General features: G+C 68.8%; 27 protein-coding genes. 19 read left to right on the top strand and 8 right to left on the bottom strand.

Going from position 1 to position 21492, the window contains the following annotated elements:
* Together AC1RQF_RS07930 and AC1RQF_RS07925 are read right to left on the bottom strand one after the other, a co-directional pair.
* Positions 1–770: hopanoid biosynthesis associated radical SAM protein HpnJ (locus AC1RQF_RS07930; RefSeq protein ID WP_492871709.1), on the bottom strand; the 770-nt coding region annotated here is incomplete at its 3' end.
* A gap of 108 nt (positions 771–878) precedes the next feature.
* Entirely contained in the window at positions 879–1304 is a 426-nt protein-coding gene (locus AC1RQF_RS07925) for a hypothetical protein (RefSeq protein ID WP_274003106.1), read from the bottom strand.
* Between the two features lie 203 nt (positions 1305–1507).
* Here AC1RQF_RS07925 and AC1RQF_RS07920 point away from each other — a divergent pair, with 203 nt between their 5' ends.
* The 3 genes from AC1RQF_RS07920 (at position 1508) to AC1RQF_RS07910 (ending at position 4459) form a co-directional block, all read left to right on the top strand.
* A complete protein-coding gene (locus AC1RQF_RS07920) occupies positions 1508–2167 on the top strand; it encodes a response regulator (RefSeq protein WP_274003104.1) in 660 nt (219 codons plus the stop codon).
* Complete coding sequence (locus AC1RQF_RS07915) at positions 2164–3621, top strand: ATP-binding protein (RefSeq protein ID WP_492871708.1); 1458 nt, start codon at positions 2164–2166, stop codon at positions 3619–3621. The genes AC1RQF_RS07920 and AC1RQF_RS07915 overlap by 4 nt, the downstream gene beginning before the upstream one ends.
* Positions 3622–3724: 103 nt before the next feature.
* Complete coding sequence (locus tag AC1RQF_RS07910; RefSeq protein ID WP_492871707.1) at positions 3725–4459, top strand: class I SAM-dependent methyltransferase; 735 nt, start codon at positions 3725–3727, stop codon at positions 4457–4459.
* Positions 4460–4857: 398 nt separating this feature from the next.
* Here the strand turns inward: AC1RQF_RS07910 and AC1RQF_RS07905 are convergent, their stop codons facing one another.
* Complete coding sequence (locus tag AC1RQF_RS07905; RefSeq protein ID WP_492871706.1) at positions 4858–5322, bottom strand: hypothetical protein; 465 nt, start codon at positions 5320–5322, stop codon at positions 4858–4860.
* 314 nt (positions 5323–5636) lie between these two features.
* Here AC1RQF_RS07905 and AC1RQF_RS07900 point away from each other — a divergent pair, with 314 nt between their 5' ends.
* From AC1RQF_RS07900 to AC1RQF_RS07860, 9 genes are all read left to right on the top strand, one after another.
* Entirely contained in the window at positions 5637–7178 is a 1542-nt protein-coding gene (locus AC1RQF_RS07900) for a methyl-accepting chemotaxis protein (RefSeq protein ID WP_274003101.1), read from the top strand.
* 482 nt (positions 7179–7660) lie between these two features.
* Positions 7661–8281, top strand: coding sequence for a hypothetical protein (locus AC1RQF_RS07895; protein WP_274003100.1), 621 nt, complete (start codon positions 7661–7663; stop codon positions 8279–8281).
* An 86-nt stretch (positions 8282–8367) separates the two neighbouring features.
* The gene (locus AC1RQF_RS07890; protein ID WP_274003099.1) at positions 8368–8706 is read left to right on the top strand and encodes a RebB family R body protein; all 339 of its coding nucleotides are present in this window, start codon (positions 8368–8370) and stop codon (positions 8704–8706) included.
* A gap of 167 nt (positions 8707–8873) precedes the next feature.
* Positions 8874–9242 carry a RebB family R body protein gene (locus tag AC1RQF_RS07885; RefSeq protein WP_274003097.1) on the top strand — a complete coding sequence of 123 codons (369 nt, stop codon included), beginning with the start codon at positions 8874–8876 and terminating at the stop codon, positions 9240–9242.
* 137 nt (positions 9243–9379) lie between these two features.
* Entirely contained in the window at positions 9380–9703 is a 324-nt protein-coding gene (locus tag AC1RQF_RS07880; RefSeq protein ID WP_274003095.1) for a RebB family R body protein, read from the top strand.
* A 629-nt stretch (positions 9704–10332) separates the two neighbouring features.
* Complete coding sequence (locus AC1RQF_RS07875; RefSeq protein WP_492871704.1) at positions 10333–11016, top strand: Crp/Fnr family transcriptional regulator; 684 nt, start codon at positions 10333–10335, stop codon at positions 11014–11016.
* A gap of 57 nt (positions 11017–11073) precedes the next feature.
* Positions 11074–11679 carry an RNA polymerase sigma factor gene (locus AC1RQF_RS07870; RefSeq protein WP_492871702.1) on the top strand — a complete coding sequence of 202 codons (606 nt, stop codon included), beginning with the start codon at positions 11074–11076 and terminating at the stop codon, positions 11677–11679.
* 153 nt (positions 11680–11832) lie between these two features.
* Positions 11833–12108, top strand: a complete 276-nt coding sequence (locus tag AC1RQF_RS07865; protein WP_274003092.1) for a RebB family R body protein — start codon at positions 11833–11835, stop codon at positions 12106–12108.
* A gap of 19 nt (positions 12109–12127) precedes the next feature.
* Positions 12128–12709, top strand: a complete 582-nt coding sequence (locus AC1RQF_RS07860) for a hypothetical protein (RefSeq protein WP_274003091.1) — start codon at positions 12128–12130, stop codon at positions 12707–12709.
* A 31-nt stretch (positions 12710–12740) separates the two neighbouring features.
* Here AC1RQF_RS07860 and AC1RQF_RS07855 read toward each other — a convergent pair whose 3' ends face one another.
* From AC1RQF_RS07855 to AC1RQF_RS07840, 4 genes are all read right to left on the bottom strand, one after another.
* Positions 12741–13055, bottom strand: a complete 315-nt coding sequence (locus AC1RQF_RS07855; RefSeq protein WP_274003090.1) for a BON domain-containing protein — start codon at positions 13053–13055, stop codon at positions 12741–12743.
* 71 nt (positions 13056–13126) lie between these two features.
* On the bottom strand, positions 13127–13309 hold the full coding sequence (locus tag AC1RQF_RS07850; RefSeq protein ID WP_274003088.1) for a CsbD family protein: 183 nt from the start codon (positions 13307–13309) through the stop codon (positions 13127–13129).
* Between the two features lie 357 nt (positions 13310–13666).
* Entirely contained in the window at positions 13667–15232 is a 1566-nt protein-coding gene (locus tag AC1RQF_RS07845) for a class I adenylate-forming enzyme family protein (protein ID WP_492871701.1), read from the bottom strand.
* 4 nt (positions 15233–15236) lie between these two features.
* Entirely contained in the window at positions 15237–16217 is a 981-nt protein-coding gene (locus tag AC1RQF_RS07840) for an NADPH:quinone oxidoreductase family protein (protein ID WP_274003085.1), read from the bottom strand.
* 105 nt (positions 16218–16322) lie between these two features.
* Between AC1RQF_RS07840 and AC1RQF_RS07835 the strand changes: the two genes are divergently transcribed.
* The 7 genes from AC1RQF_RS07835 to AC1RQF_RS07805 all read left to right on the top strand — a co-directional run bounded on the left by AC1RQF_RS07835 (position 16323) and on the right by AC1RQF_RS07805 (position 20397).
* Positions 16323–16523 (top strand): hypothetical protein, encoded by a 201-nt coding sequence (locus AC1RQF_RS07835; RefSeq protein WP_492871700.1) that lies wholly within the window; start codon positions 16323–16325, stop codon positions 16521–16523.
* Positions 16524–16620: 97 nt separating this feature from the next.
* Positions 16621–17226 carry a DUF6875 domain-containing protein gene (locus tag AC1RQF_RS07830; RefSeq protein ID WP_274003080.1) on the top strand — a complete coding sequence of 202 codons (606 nt, stop codon included), beginning with the start codon at positions 16621–16623 and terminating at the stop codon, positions 17224–17226.
* Positions 17223–17951, top strand: a complete 729-nt coding sequence (locus AC1RQF_RS07825; protein WP_492871698.1) for an oxygen-binding di-iron domain-containing protein — start codon at positions 17223–17225, stop codon at positions 17949–17951. Before AC1RQF_RS07830 ends, AC1RQF_RS07825 begins: the two co-directional genes overlap by 4 nt.
* Positions 17948–18568, top strand: coding sequence for a LysE family translocator (locus AC1RQF_RS07820; RefSeq protein ID WP_274003078.1), 621 nt, complete (start codon positions 17948–17950; stop codon positions 18566–18568). Before AC1RQF_RS07825 ends, AC1RQF_RS07820 begins: the two co-directional genes overlap by 4 nt.
* Positions 18569–18788: 220 nt before the next feature.
* Complete coding sequence (locus tag AC1RQF_RS07815; protein WP_492871697.1) at positions 18789–19451, top strand: hypothetical protein; 663 nt, start codon at positions 18789–18791, stop codon at positions 19449–19451.
* Between the two features lie 21 nt (positions 19452–19472).
* The gene (locus tag AC1RQF_RS07810; RefSeq protein ID WP_492871696.1) at positions 19473–19808 is read left to right on the top strand and encodes a hypothetical protein; all 336 of its coding nucleotides are present in this window, start codon (positions 19473–19475) and stop codon (positions 19806–19808) included.
* Between the two features lie 289 nt (positions 19809–20097).
* Positions 20098–20397, top strand: a complete 300-nt coding sequence (locus AC1RQF_RS07805) for a hypothetical protein (protein ID WP_492871694.1) — start codon at positions 20098–20100, stop codon at positions 20395–20397.
* A 21-nt stretch (positions 20398–20418) separates the two neighbouring features.
* Here the strand turns inward: AC1RQF_RS07805 and mnmH are convergent, their stop codons facing one another.
* Complete coding sequence (gene mnmH / locus AC1RQF_RS07800) at positions 20419–21474, bottom strand: tRNA 2-selenouridine(34) synthase MnmH (protein ID WP_492871693.1); 1056 nt, start codon at positions 21472–21474, stop codon at positions 20419–20421.
* Positions 21475–21492 lie beyond the last annotated feature (18 nt).

Genomic DNA, 21492 nt, shown 5'->3' with positions numbered 1-21492 from the left:
GTGAAGGTGTCGTCGTCGAACATGACCTCCTTCACTTCCGGCATGTTGTCGCGGATCCACTTCACTTCCTCGAGCACGTTCTCCACCGAGCGCACGCGGTAGCGATGGCCGCTCACCGTCTGCGGCCACAGGCAGAAAGTGCAGCGCGACTTGCAGCCGCGCCCCGTGTAGATCGACACGTACGGATAGTTCAGATAGCCGATGAAGTAGTTGTCGATCTTCAGGTCGCGCTTGTAGACCGGCGCGACGAACGGCAGCGAATCCATGTCCTCGAGAACCGGACGCGTCTCGTTGTGCTCGATCGAGCCGTCCCGGGCGCGCCACGACAGGCCCTTGACCTCGGCGAGCGGCCGGCCCTCGGCGATTTCCTTGCAGGTGAAGTCGAATTCCTCGCGGCACACGAAGTCGATCGCGTCGGTCGCCGTGAGCGAATTGTGCGGATCGACCTGCACCTTCGCGCCCACCATGCCGATCAGCATCGACGGCTTCATCTTCTTGAGATCCTGCGCGAACATCGCGTCGGTCGGGAACGACGGCGTGCTCGTGTGGATGATCACGAGGTCGTAGTCGTTGGCGATCTTCAGGGTCTCCTCGACCGACAGGCCGTCGGCCGGCGCGTCGACGACGCGGCTGCCCGGCACCAGCGCGGCCGGCTGCGCGAGCCAAGTCGGATACCAGAAGGAACGGATTTCGCGCTTGGCCTGGTAGCGGGAGCCCGCTCCGCCGTCGAAGCCGTCATACGAAGGGGCCTGCAGGAACAACGTTCTCATGTCGTGGGACGCCGCGCGACGGATCGCGAACCGGCTGTTCAGTGTGTGTTCAGAATGCGAGGAAAAGACGCCGGACGTCATGCGCCGTGGTGCGGGTGCGCGCCGCTGCTAGTCGGTACGCAGGGGGGTGAATTTTCTCCGGTTGAACCGCACGTGGAGCACGACCAGTGCCCGCTGGGGGCAACGGCTGGAAAGCGTCACGATGTCGCACTGCGCGTCGCCGAATCCGATGTGGTCTCCCGCCAGCGCTGAACGAAACGCCGCTTCGGCCCATCTGCGGGCCAGCACGACCGCCGCGACGACCCACACTACTACGCCAATGCGAAAAACTGATGACGTGAACAATGTCTCCGGCGCATCGAACACGAGCATCGTCCCTAGTACGATAGCCTGTATTAGCACCGTTGCAAGTGACGCGACGAGCAGGTAGGCGCGCCATTGATCAACCGTGGCCGGGCTCATGCGATGCGGCTCCCGCGATGCCTTGCCAATATGCAGGGTTGCGAAATCATTACGCAATCCATTCCAATTCATGCATGAGGTGATCAATTTCAGGGGAGCGGCCGATCCGTTCGGCCGGTCGCCCGATGCTACCGGGAATAGCTGAAGGAAACCTTAAGCTTTCGCCCGAGAGCGGGATCCGCGGCGCGCTTACAATGGCAACGCGTGACGTCGCAGGGCCAGGATGCGGGTGGGCCATGCGGCGGCGAACCCGTGCACCGCAGCGCTCTTCGCTCATGAAAATTCTTCTCGTCGAGGACGACGACCTGATCGGCAGCGGGCTGGAAATCAGCCTGGGTCAGGCCGGCTACCACGTCCAATGGGTCCGCAATGGAAACGATGCCATGCAGGCGCTCGCGGCCCACCGCCATGCCCTGCTCGTCCTGGATCTCGGCCTGCCCGGCACGTCCGGCGCGGAGATCCTGCGCGCGCTGCGCTCGGCGGGCGACGACATCCCCGTGCTGGTTCTCACCGCGCGGGGCACGGTCGCCGACCGCGTGCGCGGGCTCGACGCCGGCGCCGACGACTACCTGGCCAAACCGTTCGAGCTGTCCGAAGTGCTCGCCCGCTGCCGCGCGCTCGTGCGCCGCTCGCAGGGGCGCAGCCAGGAGACGATCGTGTGGCGCGACCTTGCGGTCGATCTCGTCACCCGCACGGCCACGCGCAACGCCGTCCGCGTGTCCCTGACGATCCGGGAGTGGTCCATCCTGACCCAACTGATCACCCATCAAGGCGTGCCGCAATCGCGCGAGCGGCTCGAAGCCCATCTTTATGGGTGGCAGGACGGCGTCGAAAGCAATGCCATCGAGGTGCACGTCTCGAATCTGCGCAAGAAGCTCGGCAGCGACCTGATCCGGACCGTGCGCGGCGTCGGGTACGTGATGGACAAGCCATGATGTCGCGTTCGATACGCCATCGGCTTTCGTTGATGGTCCTGTCCTGCGTCGCCGTCGTCTGGATCGTGGCCGTGTACAGCAGCTTCCGGCACGCGTCGCGGGAAGTCCAGGAATGGCAGGATGCCCGCCTCGTCGAATATGCCGCGCTGATCGCCCGGCTCGACCGCGCGGATCTCGTTCAATTCGCGCGCGTCCCGATCGACGCCCGCATCGAGCTCGCGCGCCCCGGCGCCCCGCGACGCGCCGACACCGACGGCGACCGTCAGCCGCGCGACGTCCTTTACGAGGTATCCGACGCGACGGGCGCCGTGCTCGCGTCGAGCCTGCCCCGGGGCGCCGCGGCGCTCGACAGCTGGCCGGAGGCGCGCACGCGGCCGCGCGACGTCGCCATCGACGGCATCGTCTGGCGGATCTTCGCGCTCCACGACACCCCGACGGGGCGGACCATATGCGTCATGGAAACGGCCAATACCCGCAGCGACATGGCGACCGGCACGGCGCGGCGGATCGTCCTGCCGCTGCTCGCCGCCCTGCCCGTGCTCGCCTTCCTGCTGTGGGTCGCGATCGGCCGCAGCCTCGTTCCGCTCAAGGCCCTCTCGGACACGATCCACGCGCGCGACGCCGATTCGCTTGCGCCGCTCGGCATCGCGGGCGTGCCGAACGAGGTTCGAACGCTGGTCGACGCGATCGACCGCCTGCTCGCCCGGCTTCGTCAATCGAGGGTCCGGGAACGCGCTTTCACGTCCGACGCGGCTCATGAGTTGAAGACGCCGCTCGCGGCGATCAAGGTGCAGGCGCAGGTCGCCCTCTCGAACACCGATCCCGCGCTCCAGCAACTTGCCATGCAGCGCGTCGTGCAAGGCGTGGATCGCAGCGCCCGCCTCGCCGAGCAGCTGCTTTTGCTGGCCCGGCTCGACGAATACGAACGCGTGCCGGCAAGCGCCGTGGCAATGGCGGCGCTCGTCGAGGAAGCCGTCGCCCGCCGTGCCCCGGCCGCGCGCGAGAAGTCCATCACCCTTGCTATCGGGCGGGAGTCGGGGCAAGCGATCCAGGCGGATCCGGTGCTCATCGGCATCCTGATCGACAACCTGATCGACAACGCGATCAAGTACGGCACGCCGCAGGGGCGCGTCGAGGTGCGGCTGACCGACCGCGAGGCCCGGTCATGCCTTGCCGTGCTCGACGATGGCCCGGGAGTGGCCGAGGCCGAGCGCGCCCGGCTCACCGATCGCTTCTATCGCGGCGCGACCGGACAGGCGTCGGGCAGCGGGCTCGGCTTGTCGATCGCGGAACGCATTGTGCGTTACTTCAATGGAAGCCTGCGGTTCGAGACCGGGCTGGACGGCCGGGGGCTCGCCGTCATCGTCGAGTTCCCTCGTCTTGCGGAGGCGTCGGTCGATGGGCGGCCGGGTGGGAATGCAGATTCCGCGCAGCGTGCGATACCGCCGTCTTGACGCCGCATCCCGGCCAGGCCGGCCGGCGCGGCATGATCCGGACTTCATGACGGCCCGATTGGTATTACAGTGCGCATTCCTCCCACGCGAACCCAACCCCGCCATGAACCAGGCCCAGCGACATTACGACGATCTTCTCGCCGCGCATTACGTGTGGATGAACGGAGCGGAGCCGGCCGGGAAGGCGCTTGAGCAAGCGAATCTCCTGACCGATTTGGGCATCGGCACGACCGGCGAGGGTATCGCCGTCGATCTCGGCTGCGGGCCGGGCTATCAGTCCCTCGCGCTCGCCCGCCTCGGCTACGATCCGGTGATCGCCATCGACAGCAGCCGCGATCTCCTGGCGGAGCTGGACGCGGCCCGGACGGACGAGCGGATCAGGACCCTGTTCGCCGATCTGCGCACCTTTTCGACGCGGGTCGAACGGGGTTCGGTCAGCGTCGTTGTCTGCATGGGCGACACGCTGACGCACCTGGAAAATCACGCGGATGTGCTGCAACTCTATCGCGACGCCTACGACGCCCTGGCGCCGGGCGGGCATCTCGTGCTGACGTTCCGCGATCTTTCCCGGGAGCTGGTCGGGCTCGATCGCTTTCTGCCCGTGCGAGCGGATGACCAGCGCATCATGACGTGCGTTCTGGAGTATGAACCGGAGCACGTCGTGGTGAACGACCTGATACACATTCGTGAAGAAAACGGATGGACGCTCTACAAGAGCAGCTATCGCAAGCTGCGTCTTGCGCCTGCGGAACAGGTGGCGGCGTTGGCGCGCCTCGGCTTCGAGATCGACCACGACAAGCCGATCGGGCGCATGCACGCGATATCCGCCCGGAAGTAAGCGGCACTGCACCGACCGCATCCGGATATCCCGGGCGCACCGGCATTCCCCGGCCTCCCGGCGCGTCCGCACGTATCGCTGCACGGCCTTCACCTCAAGGACGAGGCCTCGATTCCGGCCCGATCGGGGCGCAGCGAAATCACGCCCCTGCCCCCGACCGGCCGGTCGCAGGGTTCAGCGCGGATCGATCAGCGCCGGCCGTCGAAGGCCGGACGCTCGAACACGCCGAGACGGTCCGGTTGCATGCGGTTCGCAAACGTTCAATCAGGCCATCTGCCCGGCATCGCCTCGTCCGACAGGAGGTCGATATGCGGGGTGTCGACGTCCACGGCGATCCGCATGGCGGGCTGAAACCGCAAGCGGATCTCGCCGGTGGGCTCCTGGCCCCGAACGAGGCGTCAGCGGCGCGCATGAGGTTCGCACTGCAATACCCGCGCCGAGGCAAACCGACGGCGTGGACGAAGCGCGGCATGCGCATGCGCCGGACGGCCACGCGGCGCGCCTGTCCCGTCACCCGCCCCAACACCGCCGGCGATGCCTCCGGAAGCCGCGTGAGCCGCGACACGGCGGACAGCACGATCACGCCCGCCTGGATCGCGAAGCCGACCACGGCCGCCCATACGCACGCCTCGATCCCATAGCGCGCGGCGACGATCGTCCCTGCCGCCGCGCCCAGCGGACGCGCGCCGTAACAGGAACGGCAGCGTCTGCGCCGTCTGCAGGAAACCCGTCTGGCCGGCACTCGCGCCGAGCGTCAACACGGCGAACAGCGGCGTCACCGCGAGACCGATCTGCTCCGCCGATAGCGCGGCGAGATTGGACAGCGCGAGACGTTGAAACGGAACGGGCAGTGCGTGCTTCACGGGAATATCTCGTGGACGTACGTCCAGGTGACGGAATGTCCGCCACCCTGCGCCGTCCCGGGATTCGTCACACTCGTTCTGTCGCGCTTGAATTCCCCGGCCGGTGGGCGCCTCGGCGCGCACTCCGGGGATAGAGGAGTGCTGACATCCAGCACTGCATTCTTTCCTGGAAGGCAATAGTAACCGCCGGTAACCGCGCGGCTGCGGAAAATGCTTTCGTCTGTTTTAAGCGGGAGGAATCGCGGCCGTTAACGGGTTACGGCGTAGGGCATTTCATGTCCGCGCGTTCTCGCCTCCCGTTGATCAAAGGTTCCATGAAGCTCAGCTACAAGATTCCCCTCGCTTTCGCCGCCGCCCTGCTGCTGATGTGCTCCGGCGCCCTGTACGGCATCCATATCCTCAATCGCTCGATCGATACCTTCACCAGCGAGGTGCAGACGAACGTGGCCGACGAGCGGCTGGTCTCGGCCATGCTCGTGCAGTTCAAGCTGCAGGTCCAGGAATGGAAGGACACGCTGCTGCGCGGCAAGCAGACCGCCAAGCTCGATCAGTACTGGAAAGCATTCCAGACCCGCGAACGCGCGGTCGACGCGCTCGCGGCGCAACTGGCGCAGCAGTTGCCGCCCGGCGACAGCCGCGCGCTCGTCGAGCAGTTCGCGCGCGCGCACACGGCGATGGGCGACGGCTACCGCCGCGGTTTCGCCGCGTTCCAGGCGGCCGGATTCGATCCCACGGCCGGCGACGCGGCGGTGGCGGGCGTCGATCGCGAGCCGTCGGCGCTGCTCGAACACGCCGCGAAGCTGATCGCGAGCCGCAGCGCCGAGGTGTCCGCGCGCGCGGGCGACGACGCGCGCCTCGCGACGATCGCGAGCATCGTGCTGATGCTGGTGGTGCTGGCCGTCGCGATGCTCGGAGCCTTCCTGTTCAGTCGCGCGATCCTGAAGCCGCTCGACGCGGCGGTCGCGTGCGCGAAGGCGGTCGCCGACGGCGACCTCACGCGCGAAGTCGACGCCGCCGGCAAGGACGAGATCGCCGATCTGTTGCGCGCGCTGCGCACGATGCAGGCCGGCCTGTCGGCCGTGGTGCTCGAGGTGCGCACCCATGCCGAATCGGTGGCGACCGCGAGCGCGCAGATCGCGGCCGGCAACCACGACCTCTCCGCGCGCACCGAATCGCAGGCGGCGTCGCTCGAAGAGACCGCGGCCAGCATGGAGCAGCTGACGGGCGTCGTGCAGCAATCCGCCGAACACGCGCAGCACGCGGCGCAGCTCGCGCACGATGCGTCCGGCATCGCGGCATCGGGCGGCGACGTGATGGCGCAGGCGGTCGACACGATGGGCGGCATTGCCGACAGCGCGGCCAAGGTCGGCGAGATCATCGCCGTGATCGACGGCATCGCGTTCCAGACCAACATCCTCGCGCTGAACGCGGCCGTCGAGGCCGCGCGCGCGGGCGAGCAGGGGCGGGGGTTCGCGGTCGTCGCGGCCGAGGTCCGTACGCTCGCGCAGCGCAGCGCCGCCGCCGCGAAGGAAATCAAGACGCTGATCGAACACTCGACGCAGCGCGTCGACGCGGGCGCGGCGCTGATCGGCCGCGCGGGCGAATCGATCCGCGAAATCGTCGGCGCGGTGCAGCGCGTCACGGCGATTGTCGGCGAGATCTCGGCCGCGTCTCAGGAACAGAGCGGCGGCATTCACCAGGTCAACATCGCGGTCACGCAGATGGACGAGGCCACCCAGCGCAATGCGGCGCTGGTCGAACAGGCCTCGGCCGCGACCCAGGCGCTCGCGGAGCAGGCGGGCGCGCTGCGGCACGCGGTGGCGGTGTTCAGGCTGCCCGAAGCGGCGCGGACCTGAACCGAGCGCGCGCCGGCACGCATCCACAACGCGGGCCCGGCGCGCCGGCACGCGTCGATCGGCGCACTGAAATGCCCCGCGCCGCCGCGCACACCGCATGGCGCCGATTCGCAGGAGCGCGTGCCACGCACCGTGCCCGGCGATCACGGGCCGCGCACGAGCAACGTGCTTGCCGGTCGCGCCGCAGCGCACGGAGCCCGCTCGTGCAGCCCGGCCACGCGCGGCGGGTCGCCCCACCCGGCCCCGCGCATCCCGCGCATCCCCGCTGCGCATTCGCCGGTCGCAGATTTTTCTTCACGCGCAGGCGTCGCCGGCCGTCCTTGCCTCAGTCCCGCCGAACCTTCCGGCGAGCACGCCCTCTGTGTCCCTCACCGTGGAGAACGCCATGCCTGAAGCACCGCCCCGCCCATGCAACCGCCCCGCCGCGTCGCGGCGCCTTCCGGCCGACGCGCGCAGGTGCGCGCATGCAACGGGAGCCGGCCATGCCTGACGAATCGCTCACCCCGCAGTTTCGCCAACTCGCGGAGCAACGCCTGGGGCAGCCGCTGACGCCCGAACTGGAGCGGTGGCTGCTGCAGCAGATACGACAGCAGCCGGCTTCGCCCGATGCGACGCCCGGCGCCCCCCGCGCGGCGAACGCCGCCGCGCCGGGGGCGAACAACCGCCAGGCCGTGCGCCAGCAGATGCGTCACTTCCTGCAACTGAACCAGCAGCGCGCCTACGAGAACATGCGCGGCATTCTGCAAACCATCGACACGCAGAACGCCACGACGCAACGGCTGCTGGAAAACGAACAGCAGAAGGTGGCGGGCATGGTCGACGCGGGCGAGCCCGCCGCCGCGCCGCCGCCGGCCGACGGTGCGGCCACGCAGGATGCGACCCGGCAGGCGCTCGAGGCGATCGCCGAGCATCTGGCCGACCTGATCCGCCAGGAAGTCGAGCGCAGCTTCGTCATCCATCTGGCGCCGCTCGCGCAGCAGGTGAACGAGATCCACGCGTGGCTCGCGGCGCTGGGCGCGCAGGCCGCGACCGTCGCCGCGCCCGCACCGGCCGAACCGTCGCCCGCGGTTCACGCGCCGCCTGACGAAGCGTCCTTGGAATAGCACCTGGGACACGCGGCGCGACGCAGCAGCGGCAGGCTCCCGGTGTGCGATCCCTCAATGTCGTCACCTGAACCAAGGAGCAAAAGATGTCGGATACGTGCCAAGTGTGCCAAGTCAATCCCGCGATCACCGATGCGGTCACGCAAGCGAACGTGAAGGTGGTCGCCGAAGCGCCGGCGATGGCGATGGGTTCGCTGTATCAAGCCCAGAGCCATTCGCTGAGCATCCTGTTCGAGAACGCCGTGCAGCAGCAATCGCAGGCGGCGATCCAGTCGCAGACCTCGACCAACGTCGGCACGATGCAGCTGTACACGATCGGACCGGAAAGCGCGGGCGCGGCGGCCACCGAGATCGGCTCGAACGGCATCCTCGCCGTGCTGGCCGACGTGATCGCCATCGGCAAGACCATCGGCGGCACCGCCTGACGCGCGCCTCACGCGCGGCGGCCCGATGCGGCGGGCCGCCGTCGCCGGCGCGCGAGCCCTGCGCGCCGCGCGATGCGTCGCTCCCATGCTTCGTCACCCCCTATTGATTCCGCTGTGCGCAGCGCCGGCCCACCGTCGCGATGGCCAGCCAACCAGGAGATTCGTCCATGCCCACCCCTGATCCGACCACGCCCACCACGACCACGCCCTGCAAGGCATGCGGCGTGAATCCGGCGATCACCGACGCGGTCACCCAGACCAATGTGAAAGTGGTCGCGGAAGCCCCCGCGATGGCGATGGGTTCGCTGTACCAGGCGCAGAGCCACTCGCTCGGCATCCTGTTCGAGAACGCCGTGCAGCAGCAATCGCAGGCGGCGATCCAGCTGCAGACCTCGACCAATGTCGGCACGATGCAGCTGTACGCGCTCGGCGCGGAGAGCGCCGGCGCGGCCGCCACCGAGATCGGCACGGCCGGCGTGCTGTCCGCGCTGGCCAGCGCGATCGCGCTCGGCAAGGCGCTCGGCGGCGGCGCGTAAGCGCCCGTCGGCGGCCGGCCGGACCCGGCCGCCGTTGATGCCGGCCGCCGCCGCATCCCGGCGGCGGCCGGTTCCGCGCGTGGACGTTCCCATTCGCGCCCTCCCCGCCCCCTTCCCTGCCATCGAGGAGCAACGCCATGCCAGATCAGGTCTCCCCCGCGATCACCGATGCCGTCACCCAGGCCAACGTCAAGGTCGTGGGCGAGTCGCCCGCCGTCGCGCTGGGCACGCTCATGCAGTCGAATGCGCACGCGACGTCGATCCTGCTTCACAACGCCGTGCAGATGCAGGCGAACCAGGCGGCCGCGAACATGGCCGCGACCACCGTCGGCATCCTGCAGCTCTATGCGGGATCGCCCGTGGGCGTGGCGGCGGCCGCGCGCGCGGCGAACCAGAACCCGCTGGCCCAGCTCGCGCCGATCGCCCAGCTGATCACCGCGCTGAATCCCCGACGCGGCTGACGCATCGGGCGGCCCTGCGTGTCGATGCGCGGCGGAGAGCCGGCGCGAAGCCGGGCGGCGGCCTGCCGTTCTTCTTCCGCCGGGGTGGCCGGCTCGTCCTCCAGGCGCTGCCCGCCGGCGCGCGCCTCGCGATCGATGCGCGTGCATCGAATCAGGACGAATCCGATTCGGCGCCGATGCCCGCGCGCCGATCGCGGCGGACTCTCCGGAAGGCTATCCGGGCCGCCGTGACGCCCGGACGGCCGCGCCGCCGGCGGGGCGTTCGGGCAACCCGGCCGTAAGCCGGACATCCCGGATCTCGGGTGCGCGAATTCCGGGGGCGCCGCTCGCAACCGGGCAGGCCCGGACGACTTCGGGGAAACGCCGCAGCCGGTCTTCGCATCCGCGTCCGAGGCCGCGATAGCGACGACACCGACGCCACCGAGGCCGCTTCCCGCCCGCGACGCTTCGCCCTCCACCACGGTCTCGTACGCGCCTTCCCACGCTCAGCGCAGTCACGCCCCTTCCGCCGCCCGCCGCCCTACCTGTTCTGGTAGGTATTCGAACCCCCTTTTCACACCGTACGGACACGGACGTTTTTCCGCTGAGTGGAGTGGCCAGATCAACCTATACAACCGCGTACGGAGACCATGTCAGCTCTCGCCCTTGCCCAGCCTCAGGCGTCATCCGCGTCGTCGATACTCGACACGCTTCCCGATTCGCTCCGCCTGCATGTCGAGCAGCATCTCGCCCCGCGCTCGGGGCGCGGCAATCGCCTGCTGTTCTTCAAGGGCGATCCCGAGGACTTCATCGCCTTCGTCCAGCAGGGCCGCGTGTACAAGACGCTGCACGAGCCGGGCGGGCGGGAAATCATCGTCGGCCATTCGCTGCCGGGCGAGATGATCGGCGAAAGCGCGCTGCTCGGGCCGCATCGCCGCAGCTTCACCGCGCAACTGAGCCCCGACTGCCGGATCGCGCTGCTGCATCGCGCGTACTTCGCGCCGCTGCGCGCCAACGTGGAGTTCATGGCCCGTATCCACGAGCAGCTCTGCCGCCATGTCCACGAGCTGAGCGACTTCGTCGAATCGGCTTGCCTGTACCGGCTGGAGGCGCGGCTCGCGCGCTATCTGCTGGATCCGATGCACGGCGGCAGCCAGGAAATCCTGCTGCCCGCGAACCAGGCGATTCTGGCCGCGATGCTCAATGTCAGCCGGCCGCGCCTCAATATCATTCTCCAGAAACTACAGCGCGAAGGCTTTATCCGTTTGCATCGGCATGGCTTGACGATCGAAGCGCCGGAGCGGCTGCGCTCGATCGTGGCCGGCAATCAATGAACGGGTTCGGCGCGCGGCCGGCGAAGGCGCGGTGTTACCTGCATAACTGCGCCCCGCATGGCTTCGCCGGGATCCTGTGTTTTCCACCCATCAGGAAAATACAGGATGAAATCCTCGAATCCATCCGAGACTCGGACTGATCCGCTGCTCACCGAACAGCTCGATCGCACGTGGCGGGAAATGCAGGGGAAACTTCGCCGCCGCGCCCGCCTTTTATGCAAGGGAGACATCCACCGCGCCGATGAATTGATGTCGGATACCGCGCTCAAGGTGCACCTCTATCTGCAGCGCTCCCCGGAGCGCGTGCAGAATCTCGCCGGCTTCCTGTTCCTCGCGCTCAATCACGCGTTTCTCGACCACGCGCGTCGCCGGCACCGGGAAAGCAGCGTGATCGAATTCGACGCCGACTGGGATGAAGATCACCTGATCGAACTCGCCGGCCACGCGCCGTCGGTCGAACATCAGCTGTTGCTGCGCCAGCAGCTGCTGCGTCTCGAACATGTGCTTGCCGCGCTCACGCCGCAGCAGCGCACGCTGTTCTCGCTCAAGTTCGAGGAGGAGCGGCCTTATCTGCACATCGCCGCGACGCTCGGGATCAACGAGCCGCTCGCACGCAAACGGGTGGAACTGCTGCGCAAGAAGCTGAGGGCCGAACTGGGGTGAGGATGGCCTCGCGCAAAGGACGTCGCGCGGATTGCCTCGCCCGGATTCACAAGCGTCGGCCGGCCGCGTCCGTAATCGCAGAGGGCAACGCCGCTTCGTCGGCCGGCCCGTTTCCTTCCATCCGCCGCCGCACCCGAGATCCGAGGAGGCCTCGTGGCAGACAAAGTCAACGAACAGATCACCGACGCGCTCACGCAGACCAACGTGAACGTCGTCGCGGGATCCCCGGCCCAGGCACTGGGCATGCTTTACCAGATGTTCGGCCAGGCGGTCGGCATCTCGGCGCAGAACATGACGCAGCAGCAGGCGGCGCTCAACCAGATTTCCAATGCAGTCGTATCCAAGGCCGTGGCGATGATCCTGTCCGTCGAGCCGTCGGCGAAGAGCCCGACGGCGGCCGGCCAGCCGGCTCGGGACGCGGCGACCTGACCACGGAGACGCTTGAACAATGACGAGGAAGACCACTCCGCCCGCCCGACGCGGCGCCCCCGCGCCCGAGGCGCCCCCGCCGCCCGACCCGGTCGGCGCGCTCGCGCCGCCTGCGCCGCTGGCCCGCGCGTGGCCGGCGAGCCGCCTGAAGCAGTTCTCGGGCGCGCTGCGCGCGCCGGACCCGGCGGGCGCGCCGACGCTGTTGAATCGCCAGAGCATCGAGTCGGTGCAGGCGATCAACGCGGAAACGGCGGCCTACGCGACGACCCAGATCGCGGTCGGCCCCAACATGATGATCACGCAGGCGGGCGGCATGGTCGCGCAGGCGGCCGCCAACTACTTCGAGGCGTCGGCGTCGCTGGCGATCGCCGGCAAGAGCGTGCTCATGAAGGATCTCGCGCAAAAGACCATCGACGAGGACGCCGGCGGCATGGCGATGGATGCGATGGGGCTGCTGCTGACCGACCTGTTCGTCGCGACGGCGGCGATGGTCGCGGGCGCCGCCGAGGCGATCGAGGGCGAAGCGGCCAGCATCGCCCTCGACAAGATCGATCAGAGCCTGCAGAAGTATCAGGCGCTGCTCGACAAGAAAGGCGCATGACGCGCCGTGCGCCGCGCGGCGCACGGCCTGCTCAATTCAGGCTTTGATTGACGACGAGCCCGCTGTGCAGCGCGCGCACGCCCTCGACGCGCTTGGTCGTCGCGACCGCCGCGCCGATCTCGTGGTTCGAGCCCAGGTCGCCCGTCAAGGTCACCGCGCCCGAGGTATCGGCGCGGACCTGGATGCGGGTGGGCGTACGGATGGCGCGATCATGCGAGAGCGCGGCGACCACGCGGCCTTCCAGTGCGTTGTCCTCGGGCAGCGGCGCCTGTTGTTGCGCGCGAGCGCCCGGCGTCAGCGCGAGCATGGCGACCATCAGTGCGGGAGCGAATCGATGCGTGTTCATTGCGTGACCTCGTTCGGTTCGGGGATGCCGGCGATGCGGCGGGAATGCGACGATGCGACGGCGGGCGCCGCTCAGGCGCCGGTGTGCTTGCGGATCGCGTCCGCGGCCTCGCCGGCCTTCTCCTGCAGCTTGCCGGCGGTCTTCTCCGCCTGGCCCTCGGCCTGCGTGGTGCGATCGCCCGTCACCTTGCCCAGCGTTTCCTTGACCGCCCCCTTCACCTGCTTGAGCTTGCCTTCGATACGGTTCTTGTCCATGGTTCACTCCGTTGAAATCAGGAAAGGCGGCTCGGCGCGTCGCATGCGCGTTGCCGTCGAGTCACCATGATTCCAGTCGTGAAGGGCATGCGACAGTGACAGATGCCCCAGCGCGGCTAGTGCATCCGCACCGGGTACATCCGCACCGGGTACATCCGCACCGGGTGCATCCACACCGGGTGCATCCACACCGGGCGGGTGGATCCATCGGGAATGAGATTGCGGGCGAAGAAAAAAACGCGGTCGATGCCGATGCCTGCGCCGGGGCGCTCCCGGCATCCGCCGCGCCGTGCCGGCGCGAGCCGGCCGCCCCTGCATCGCGCGCCGACCGCGGGATCGGCGCGCCCCCCGCGCATGCTAAGCCACCGACGACCGGAATCCGTCGCGCAGCTCGCGCTTGAGCACCTTGCCGATCGGGCTGCGCGGCAAGGCGTCGATCACCACCACGTCCGCGAGCCGCTGCGTGCGGCCGAGCCGCGCATTGGCCCATTCCGCGAGCGCCGCTCCCGTCGCGCCCGCGCCGTCGCGCAGCGTGACGAAGGCGACGGGCGTCTCGCCCCAGCGCTCGGAGGCCACCCCGACCACCGCCGCTTCCGCGATGTCCGGATGCGTGACGAGCACCTGTTCGAGGTCGCTCGGATAGATGTTGAACCCGCCCGAGATGATCATGTCCTTCTTGCGGTCCATCAGCACCAGGAAGCCGTCCGGGTCGAAGCGGCCGATGTCGCCCGTGCGGATGTAGCGCTGCCCCTCGGCGTCGAACCACTCCGCCTCGGCCGTCTTGTCCGGCTGCCGGTAGTAGCCCGTCATCATCGTCGGCGAGCGGCCGACCACCTCGCCGATCGCGCCCGGCTCCAGCTCCCGGCCCTGCTCGTCGATGATGCGCATCTCGTGGCCGGGCATCGGCTTGCCGACCGTGTGCAGCTTGTCCGGATGCGCGTTCGCGCACAGCTCGCACGACGCGCCGCCCTCGGTCATCCCGTAGAACTCGCTCAACACACCCGGCCAGCGGCGCACGACCTCGGCCTTCACGCCGGCCGCGAACGGCGCGCTCGTGCACGACTTCGCGAGAAAGCTCGACAGGTCGTAGCGATCGAAGTCCGGATGCGCGATCAGCCGCTGATACTGCACCGGCACGAGCATCGTGTGGGTCGCGCGATGGCGCTGCGCCAGTTCGAGGTACGTCGTCGCGTCGAACTTCGGCATCAGCACCACGGTGCCGCCGAGGGCGAGCGTCGGGAAGAACGACACGAGCGTGGTGTTCGAATAGAGCGGCGTCGCGGTCAGCGTCACCGAGCCCGGCCCGTAGCCGCGCTCCGCGCCGCGCGCGCTGTAGGAAAAACGCATCGCGTGCGACTGCACGATGCCTTTCGGCACGCCGGTGGTGCCCGACGAATAGATGAGGTTGAATGCCCACTCGGGGCGGATCTCCACCCGCCGCGCGGCCGTGCCGGCCGGCGCGAGCCAGGTGTCGAACCCGGGCGCGGCGGGCGTGCCCACCGTGTCCAGGCGGATCAGGGTCGGGCCGGCCGGCAGCGCGACCGCCTCGAGCGCCCGCTCGACCGGCTCGTCGAGCAGCAGCACGCGTGCGCCGGCATTGGCGATCATCGCGGCCAGGCTGTCCGGATGCGCGCTCGGCGACAGCGGCGCGACCGCCGCGCCGGCCCGCAGCGCCCCGATGAAGGCCGCGACATAGCGCGGCGATGCGCTCGCGCAGATCGCGACGACCTCCTCCGGCGCGATGCCGTCGCGCTGCAGCGCGCTCGCACAGCGTTCGGCCAGGGTATCCAGCGCGGCGTAGCTCAGCGTCTCGCCGTCGCACACGAGCGCGGGCGCGTCGCCGCATGCCCGCGCATGATGGCGCACCGCATCGGGGAGGCTTACGAACGGCAGGCCGGCGATTTCGATCGTTGCAGTCGTCATGGCGTCACGCTCCCGGTTGCACGATGACCTTGCCCTTCACCGCCCGGCCCGCCATGCGCGCGAGCGCGTCGGCCGTGCGCGCGAGCGGCACGCGTTCGGTGATCGCCGGCCGCACCCGTCCCTCGGCGAACCAGGCGGCCAGCAGCTGCATGTCCTCGGCGTAGTGCGCCGGCGCACGCCGCATCGCGTCGCCCCAGAACACCCCCAGGACATCGCGCTCCTTCAGCAGCGTCAGATTGAGCGGCAGCTTCGGAATCTCGCCGTTCGCAAAGCCCACCACCAGGTAACGCCCGCGCCACGCGGTCGCGCGCAGCGCGGCCTCGCTGTACGCGCCGCCCACGGGATCGTAGACCACGTCCACGCCGCGTCCCTGCGTGAGCGTGTCGACGCGCCGCCGCAGATCCTCGTTGCCGTAGTGAATGAACTCGTCGGCGCCGGCGTCGCGGCACAGCGCGAGCTTGTCGTCGCTCGAGGCGGCCGCGATCACGCGCGCGCCCAGCGCCTTCGCGATCTCGACCGCCGCGATCCCGACGCCGCCCGCCGCGCCGAGCACGAGCACGGTCTCGCCGGCTTGCAGCCGCGCGCGCCGCTGCAACGCATGCAGCGACGTGCCGTAGGTCAGCACGAACGCCGCGCCCTGTTCGAAGTCCATGCCGGCCGGCAGCGCCATCAGCCGCTCGGCGGGCGCGACGCACTGCTGCGCGAAGCCGCCGTAGCCCGGCGACGCGATCACCGCGTCGCCCACGCGCCAGCCGCGGACGTCGGGCCCGAGCGCGTCGATCACGCCCGCGAACTCGGCGCCGGGCGAGAACGGCAGCGCCGGCTTGACCTGGTAGAGGCCCTGCGCGATCAGCACGTCCGGAAAATTGAGCGATGCGGCCTTCACGTCGATCCGCACCTCGCCGGCCGCGGGCGTGGGCGCCGGCGCGTCCTCGACCCGCAACTGGTCAAGCGGCCCGAATGCATGGCAAAGCAGTGCTTTCATGTGGCTTGTCTCCCGATGCGGCGCGCGGCCCGCGCGCCCGATGTCCGATCGCGCGCCAGCCGGCCCGCGTCATCTCGTCTTCCGCCTTCGTATGCTGCCGCGGCCATGATAGCCATTCCCCACCGCGGCTGCGTCGAGCATGCGCTGGAACGCATGTTTGAAACGGAGGCGCCTGCGCGCGGGCGGCGTCTTCGGCATTCCGGTTCGCCCGCCGGGCAATTCCGCGTCGATGTCATTTCATTGACGGAAAAATCGATTTTTTACTTCCGCTCGATTCGCGGGTTTCATTGTTTCAAATTCCAATGAATTAATTTTCGTCTTTTTCGTTATCCCTGCCAATTCCAACAGGTGTATCGCATTTATCCGCGCGTTAATGTATTAATCATCATCGACGGAGAATCCCGTGGAACAATACACGACCGATTTCAATGTGCTGACATTCGGCGATGCGCAGGCGAGCGCGGATCTCGCGCCGATTGCGCACTGGGCGGAACAATTCCTGTGCGCGCCGCATCCGGCGGTGGGCCGCAGCGGCGACGTCTGCCCGTTCACGCGCGCCGCGATCATGAAGAACACCTTCGAGTTCGTGTGCAGCAATGCGCGCGTCGAAACCGGATTCGTGGAGGAACTCCTCGACCACCTCGGCGATTTCGAACGCAGCGGCGGCCCGGGCGATCTCTATCGCTGCCGGCTGATCGTGCCGCTGCGGCTCGCCGAGCCTGCCCGCGTGGTGGCGGCCGCGCAGCAGCGCCTGAAGCCGACGTTCGTGGCGCGCCGTCTCATGATCGGCCAGTTCTATCCGGACTGCGACGAGCGCGGGCTTTGGAACCCCGAGTTCCGTCCGCTACAATGTCCCGTCCCGTTGATCGCGATCCGCAACATGGTCCCCACCGATGTCGCGTTCCTGTACGACGACGCCAGCTACATGGCCACCTATCGCGACTGGTTCGCCGAGCGTGGGACCCGGGTCATCCGCCAGTACGAACAGCAAAGAGGGCTCGCGCAGTGAGCACGTCGTCATCCGCCGTTGAAATGCGTCCGGGGCTGTTTCGCACCAGCCTGTATGTCGAGAAGCTGAAGCTGGCGTTCAGCCAGTTCTTCGTGAAGTCGCCCGAGGGCGAACTGCTGTGCGTCGAAACCGGCATGCGCGCGACCTTTCCCGAGCTGGCGCGGCAACTCGGCGCGCTCGGCCTGTCGGCCGCGCAGGTCGGCAGCATCGTCGTGCCGCATTTCGAGGCCGACGAGATGGGCGCGCTGCCCGAGTTCCTCGCCGCCAATCCCCGCCTCACCGCCTACGCGCACCCGATCTGCACGCACGCGCTCGCCGATCTGTTCGAGGTGCGCGCGAAGCCGCTCAAGGACGGCGCGCCCGTCACGCTGTCCGGCACCGAGGTCGTGCCGCTGTTCGCGACGCACGTGCACCAGTGGGATTCGCTGGTCGTCTACCTGCCGGCGTACCGGACGCTGCTGTCGTCCGACCTGTTCATGAGCCACGGCGATGTCGCGACGCCGCACGACGATCCGGTCGCGGCCATCGTCGCGTCGATCGAGAAGTCCGGCTACCTGCCGTCGCTGCGTCATTTCGCGGCCGCGCTGCGCAAGATCCGGGCGCTCGATCTCGATCTGATCCTGCCGATGCACGGCCCGGCGATCACCCACGACATTCCGCGCGTAATTTCGGACCTGCTCGACTACTGCGAGCAGGCGTCGACCGCCGAGGCGCGCCGCGCGTGATCGACTGGAAACTGCTCGTCACGTTCGCGGCGACCACCTTCCTGCTGAACCTGACGCCCGGCCCCGCCGTGATGCAGGTGATCGGCCAGGCGATGACCAACGGCTGGCTGCGCGCGCAGGCGGGCGTGCTCGGGATTCTCGCGGGCAATCTCGTGTATTGCGCGGCGTCCGCGCTCGGCCTGAGCGCGATCCTGTTCGCGAGCCCGACGGCATTCGACATCGTGAAGTACGCGGGCACCGCGTATCTCGCCTGGCTCGCGCTGAAGATCCTGCTCTCGCGCGGCGGCGCGCAGGCGCTGGCGCAGGGGCGTCGCGAATCCGCGGGCGCGCTGTTCGGGCGCGGCGCGCTGCTCGCGCTGTCGAATCCGAAGTCGATGCTGTTCTTCTGCGCGATCCTGCCCACCTTCGCCGGCAACGCACACGACATTCCCAAAACGATCGCCTGGCTCGGCGCGGCCGCGCTCGCGATCGAGTATCCCGTGCTGCTCGCCTACAGCGTGACCGCCTCGTTCGCGCGCCGCTGGACCAGCCGGCCCGGCTTCGCGCGCGGCCTGAGCCGCGTCAGCGGGCTGATGCTGCTCGGCGCGGCGGTGCTCGTCGCCCGCACGTCGATGTAAAGTCCGTGCGTCGCGCGGCCTTCCCTCCCTTCGCGCTCCCCGTCCCGCTGCGCATTCGCACGCTCGAATCGATCGTGATTCACGTCACCAAAGATTCATTGGATTAAATTCCAGGATCGTTTAATTTGAGCAAGCCTGATTAAAAAAGCATGAGCGGTGATTAAATCGACCGCTTCGAATCACGCCTGTTTCCATTCCGATTCCATCAAGCGAGGGCATTATGCGACTGCGAGTCTGGCGTTATCTCCTGCCGATTTTCCTGGTCTTGCACGGCGCGGCGCCGCGTGCGGAAACCCCCGCCGCCGCATCGGCGCCGCAGGCCCACGCGTGGCGGGCGCTCTATTGCGCGGCGAACGGCGGTCGCGACATCACCGAGCAGGGCCAACTGAGCGTCGGCGAAGATGTCACGGCGGTGGCGGTCTGCCAGTATCCGGCGGCCGACGCCGCCGCGCCGCGCGCGAAAGCCGCGGCCGCGGTGGGCGGGCCCATCCAGCTTTCGCCGGTGACCGCGACGCTGCATCCGCCCGCCGGCGATTTCTCGCTGTCGGCAGGCAACCCGCTGCCGGTCTCGTGCTCGGCCGATCTCGCGATCGCGCGCTGGCCGAACCTGCCGGCGGTCAGCAACGGCACGTCGAAGTTCAACTGCCGCGGCTACAACGTCGGCCAAAGCTCGGTGGGCTGCGGCGTGCAATGGTCGGGACCGACCTCGGTGACGGTCGGCGCGACGCCGTCCGGCGGCAGCGCGAGCGTGAACTTCACGTGCGCCGCCACGCGGCTCGGCGCGATCAGCACCGTGATGGACTATTCCTACAACGACGCGCTCTATCAACGCATCTTCTATTCCGCGCAGGGCGTGTTCGGGACCATCAATGTCCGTCAGTAAGCGTTGCCGCCCGGAGGTTCGATGACGCGGACGCCCGGTTCCGCGCCGGGCGTCCGCGGGCTGGCCGCTGCCCGCGCGAGCCTGCCGCTGGCGATCGCGCTGGCGGGTTGCGCCGCGTCTCCCGCGCCCGACGCCGGGCCCGACGCGTTCGCGCGGCACGTCACGGTCGCCTGCGTGGCCGGTCCGGATCAGGCGGAAACGCCCTGCCTGTCGAGCGCGCTGCGTGCGTGCGACGGCGACGCGAAACTGAAAAGGGTCCATCTGCACGCCGCGCTGCCGGTGACGGAGGGCGTCGACCAGCATCCCGCGCCGAGGTATCAGTACTCGGCTACCTACGCATGCGTGAACGCGCGGTGAGCGCATCCGCCTCCCGGGCCGTCGGGCGCGGCGCAGCGCGACGTCGGTGAACGCCGGGCGCGGCAGGCGCGATTCCGCCGTCCGTCACGCCCCGCCCCGGCCCCGCGCCACAGTCTTTCAACGGATCCGACACCCTCTCCGCCTCGATCCACTGCTTCGGTCTGCGAACGGACGCGCACCAAAATATGGACGCATGCGCACCTCGTTCGGCATTCGCGCTACCTAATATGAAGCGTCGGATGACGGCCTTCACGCCGACCAACGACGCTTCCATTCCAAGGAGACAGGCATGACATCGAGCCATTCGAAGCACCTGGTGCGCCGGACCCTGACCATGCTCGCAGTCGGGCTCGCGCTCAGCGGCGCGGCCGGCGCGACGAGCCGGACGGGCGGCGCCTATGCCGGCCCCGTGCCCGCCGCGTCCGTCGCGCTGCGCGCGGAACCGCTGCGTCTCGTCGACGACGGAACCGCGCTGAACGCACGCGCCCAGCAGACCGCGCTCGTGGACAGCTGTGCGAGCAGATGGTATTGGCGCAGCCTGATCGAGGAATTCACCTGTGGGTTCAGCGGACAGGGCTGGATCAACTGATCCCCTGCTCCGCCCCGCGCCTCAGCGGTCGCGCGCGAGTTGCGCCAGCAATTCGCGCGCCTGCTCGACGAGGTCGTCGGCAGTCGGCCGCAGCGCGAGCGGCAGCGCGTCGCGCAAGTGCCGCAGGTGTGCGTGGCTGCTGCGCGCATAGGCGGGATCGTAGTGCGTGTCGACGAGCGCCTCGAGCAGCGGCAGACGTTGTCCGGCGTCGAGCAGCGCCTGCCATTCGCGGATTCGCGCATGCCCATGCAGTTCGCTCAGCCGCGCGAGCTGCGCGTGGAAGCGCGCGGGATCGTCGAGCAGGTGCGCGTAGTCGTCGAGCAGCAGCGCAACCCGTTCCTCGCGGCTCGCCTCGATCCGCACACAGCGCGCGTCGCCGATTCCCGCCACCATCGAGAGCGGCAGCGTGATCGCGCCGATCCGGCGGCTTTCCGCCTCGACGAACACCGGCCGCGCGGGATCCAGGCCCTCGAGCGCGCCGACGAGCGCGGTATCGAAGGCCTTCTGCGACGGCTGCGCCGCGTCCGGCAGCGCGCCGAGCACCGAACCGCGATGCGCGGCCAGCCCTTCGAGGTCGAGCGTCTGCGCGCCCGCCTGAGCGAGCGCGCCGAGCAGCCGGGTCTTGCCGCTGCCGGTCGGGCCGGCCAGTACGACGAAGCGATACGCGGACGGCAGCGTGTCGAGCGACGCGAGCACCGAGCGGCGGTACTGCTTGTATCCGCCTTCGAGCTGGCGTGCGCGCCAGCCGATCAGGTTGAACAGCACCGTCATCGATTTCGAGCGCGCGCCGCCGCGCCAGCAATAGATGAGCGGCCGCCACTTGAGCGGCCGGTCGGCGAACAGCGTGTCCAGGTGGTGCGCGATGTTGCGCGCGGCCATCGCCGCGCCGACGCGGGTCGCCTCGTGCGGCGACACCTGCTTGTACATCGTGCCGACGATCACGCGCTCCTCGTTGCTGAGCACGGGTGCGTTGAGCGCGCCGGGCACATGGTCCTCGGCGAACTCGAGCGGGGTCCGGACATCGATGATCTCGTCGAACTCGGCCAGCTGGTCGAGGGTGGCAATCTGTGGATTCAAGGCGGGTGGTGGCGAGCG

This window comes from Burkholderia sp. GW821-FHT14F03 (assembly GCF_058803765.1).
The sequence above is the reverse complement of the archived record's forward strand: the minus strand, read 5'-3'. Positions and strand labels throughout refer to the sequence as shown.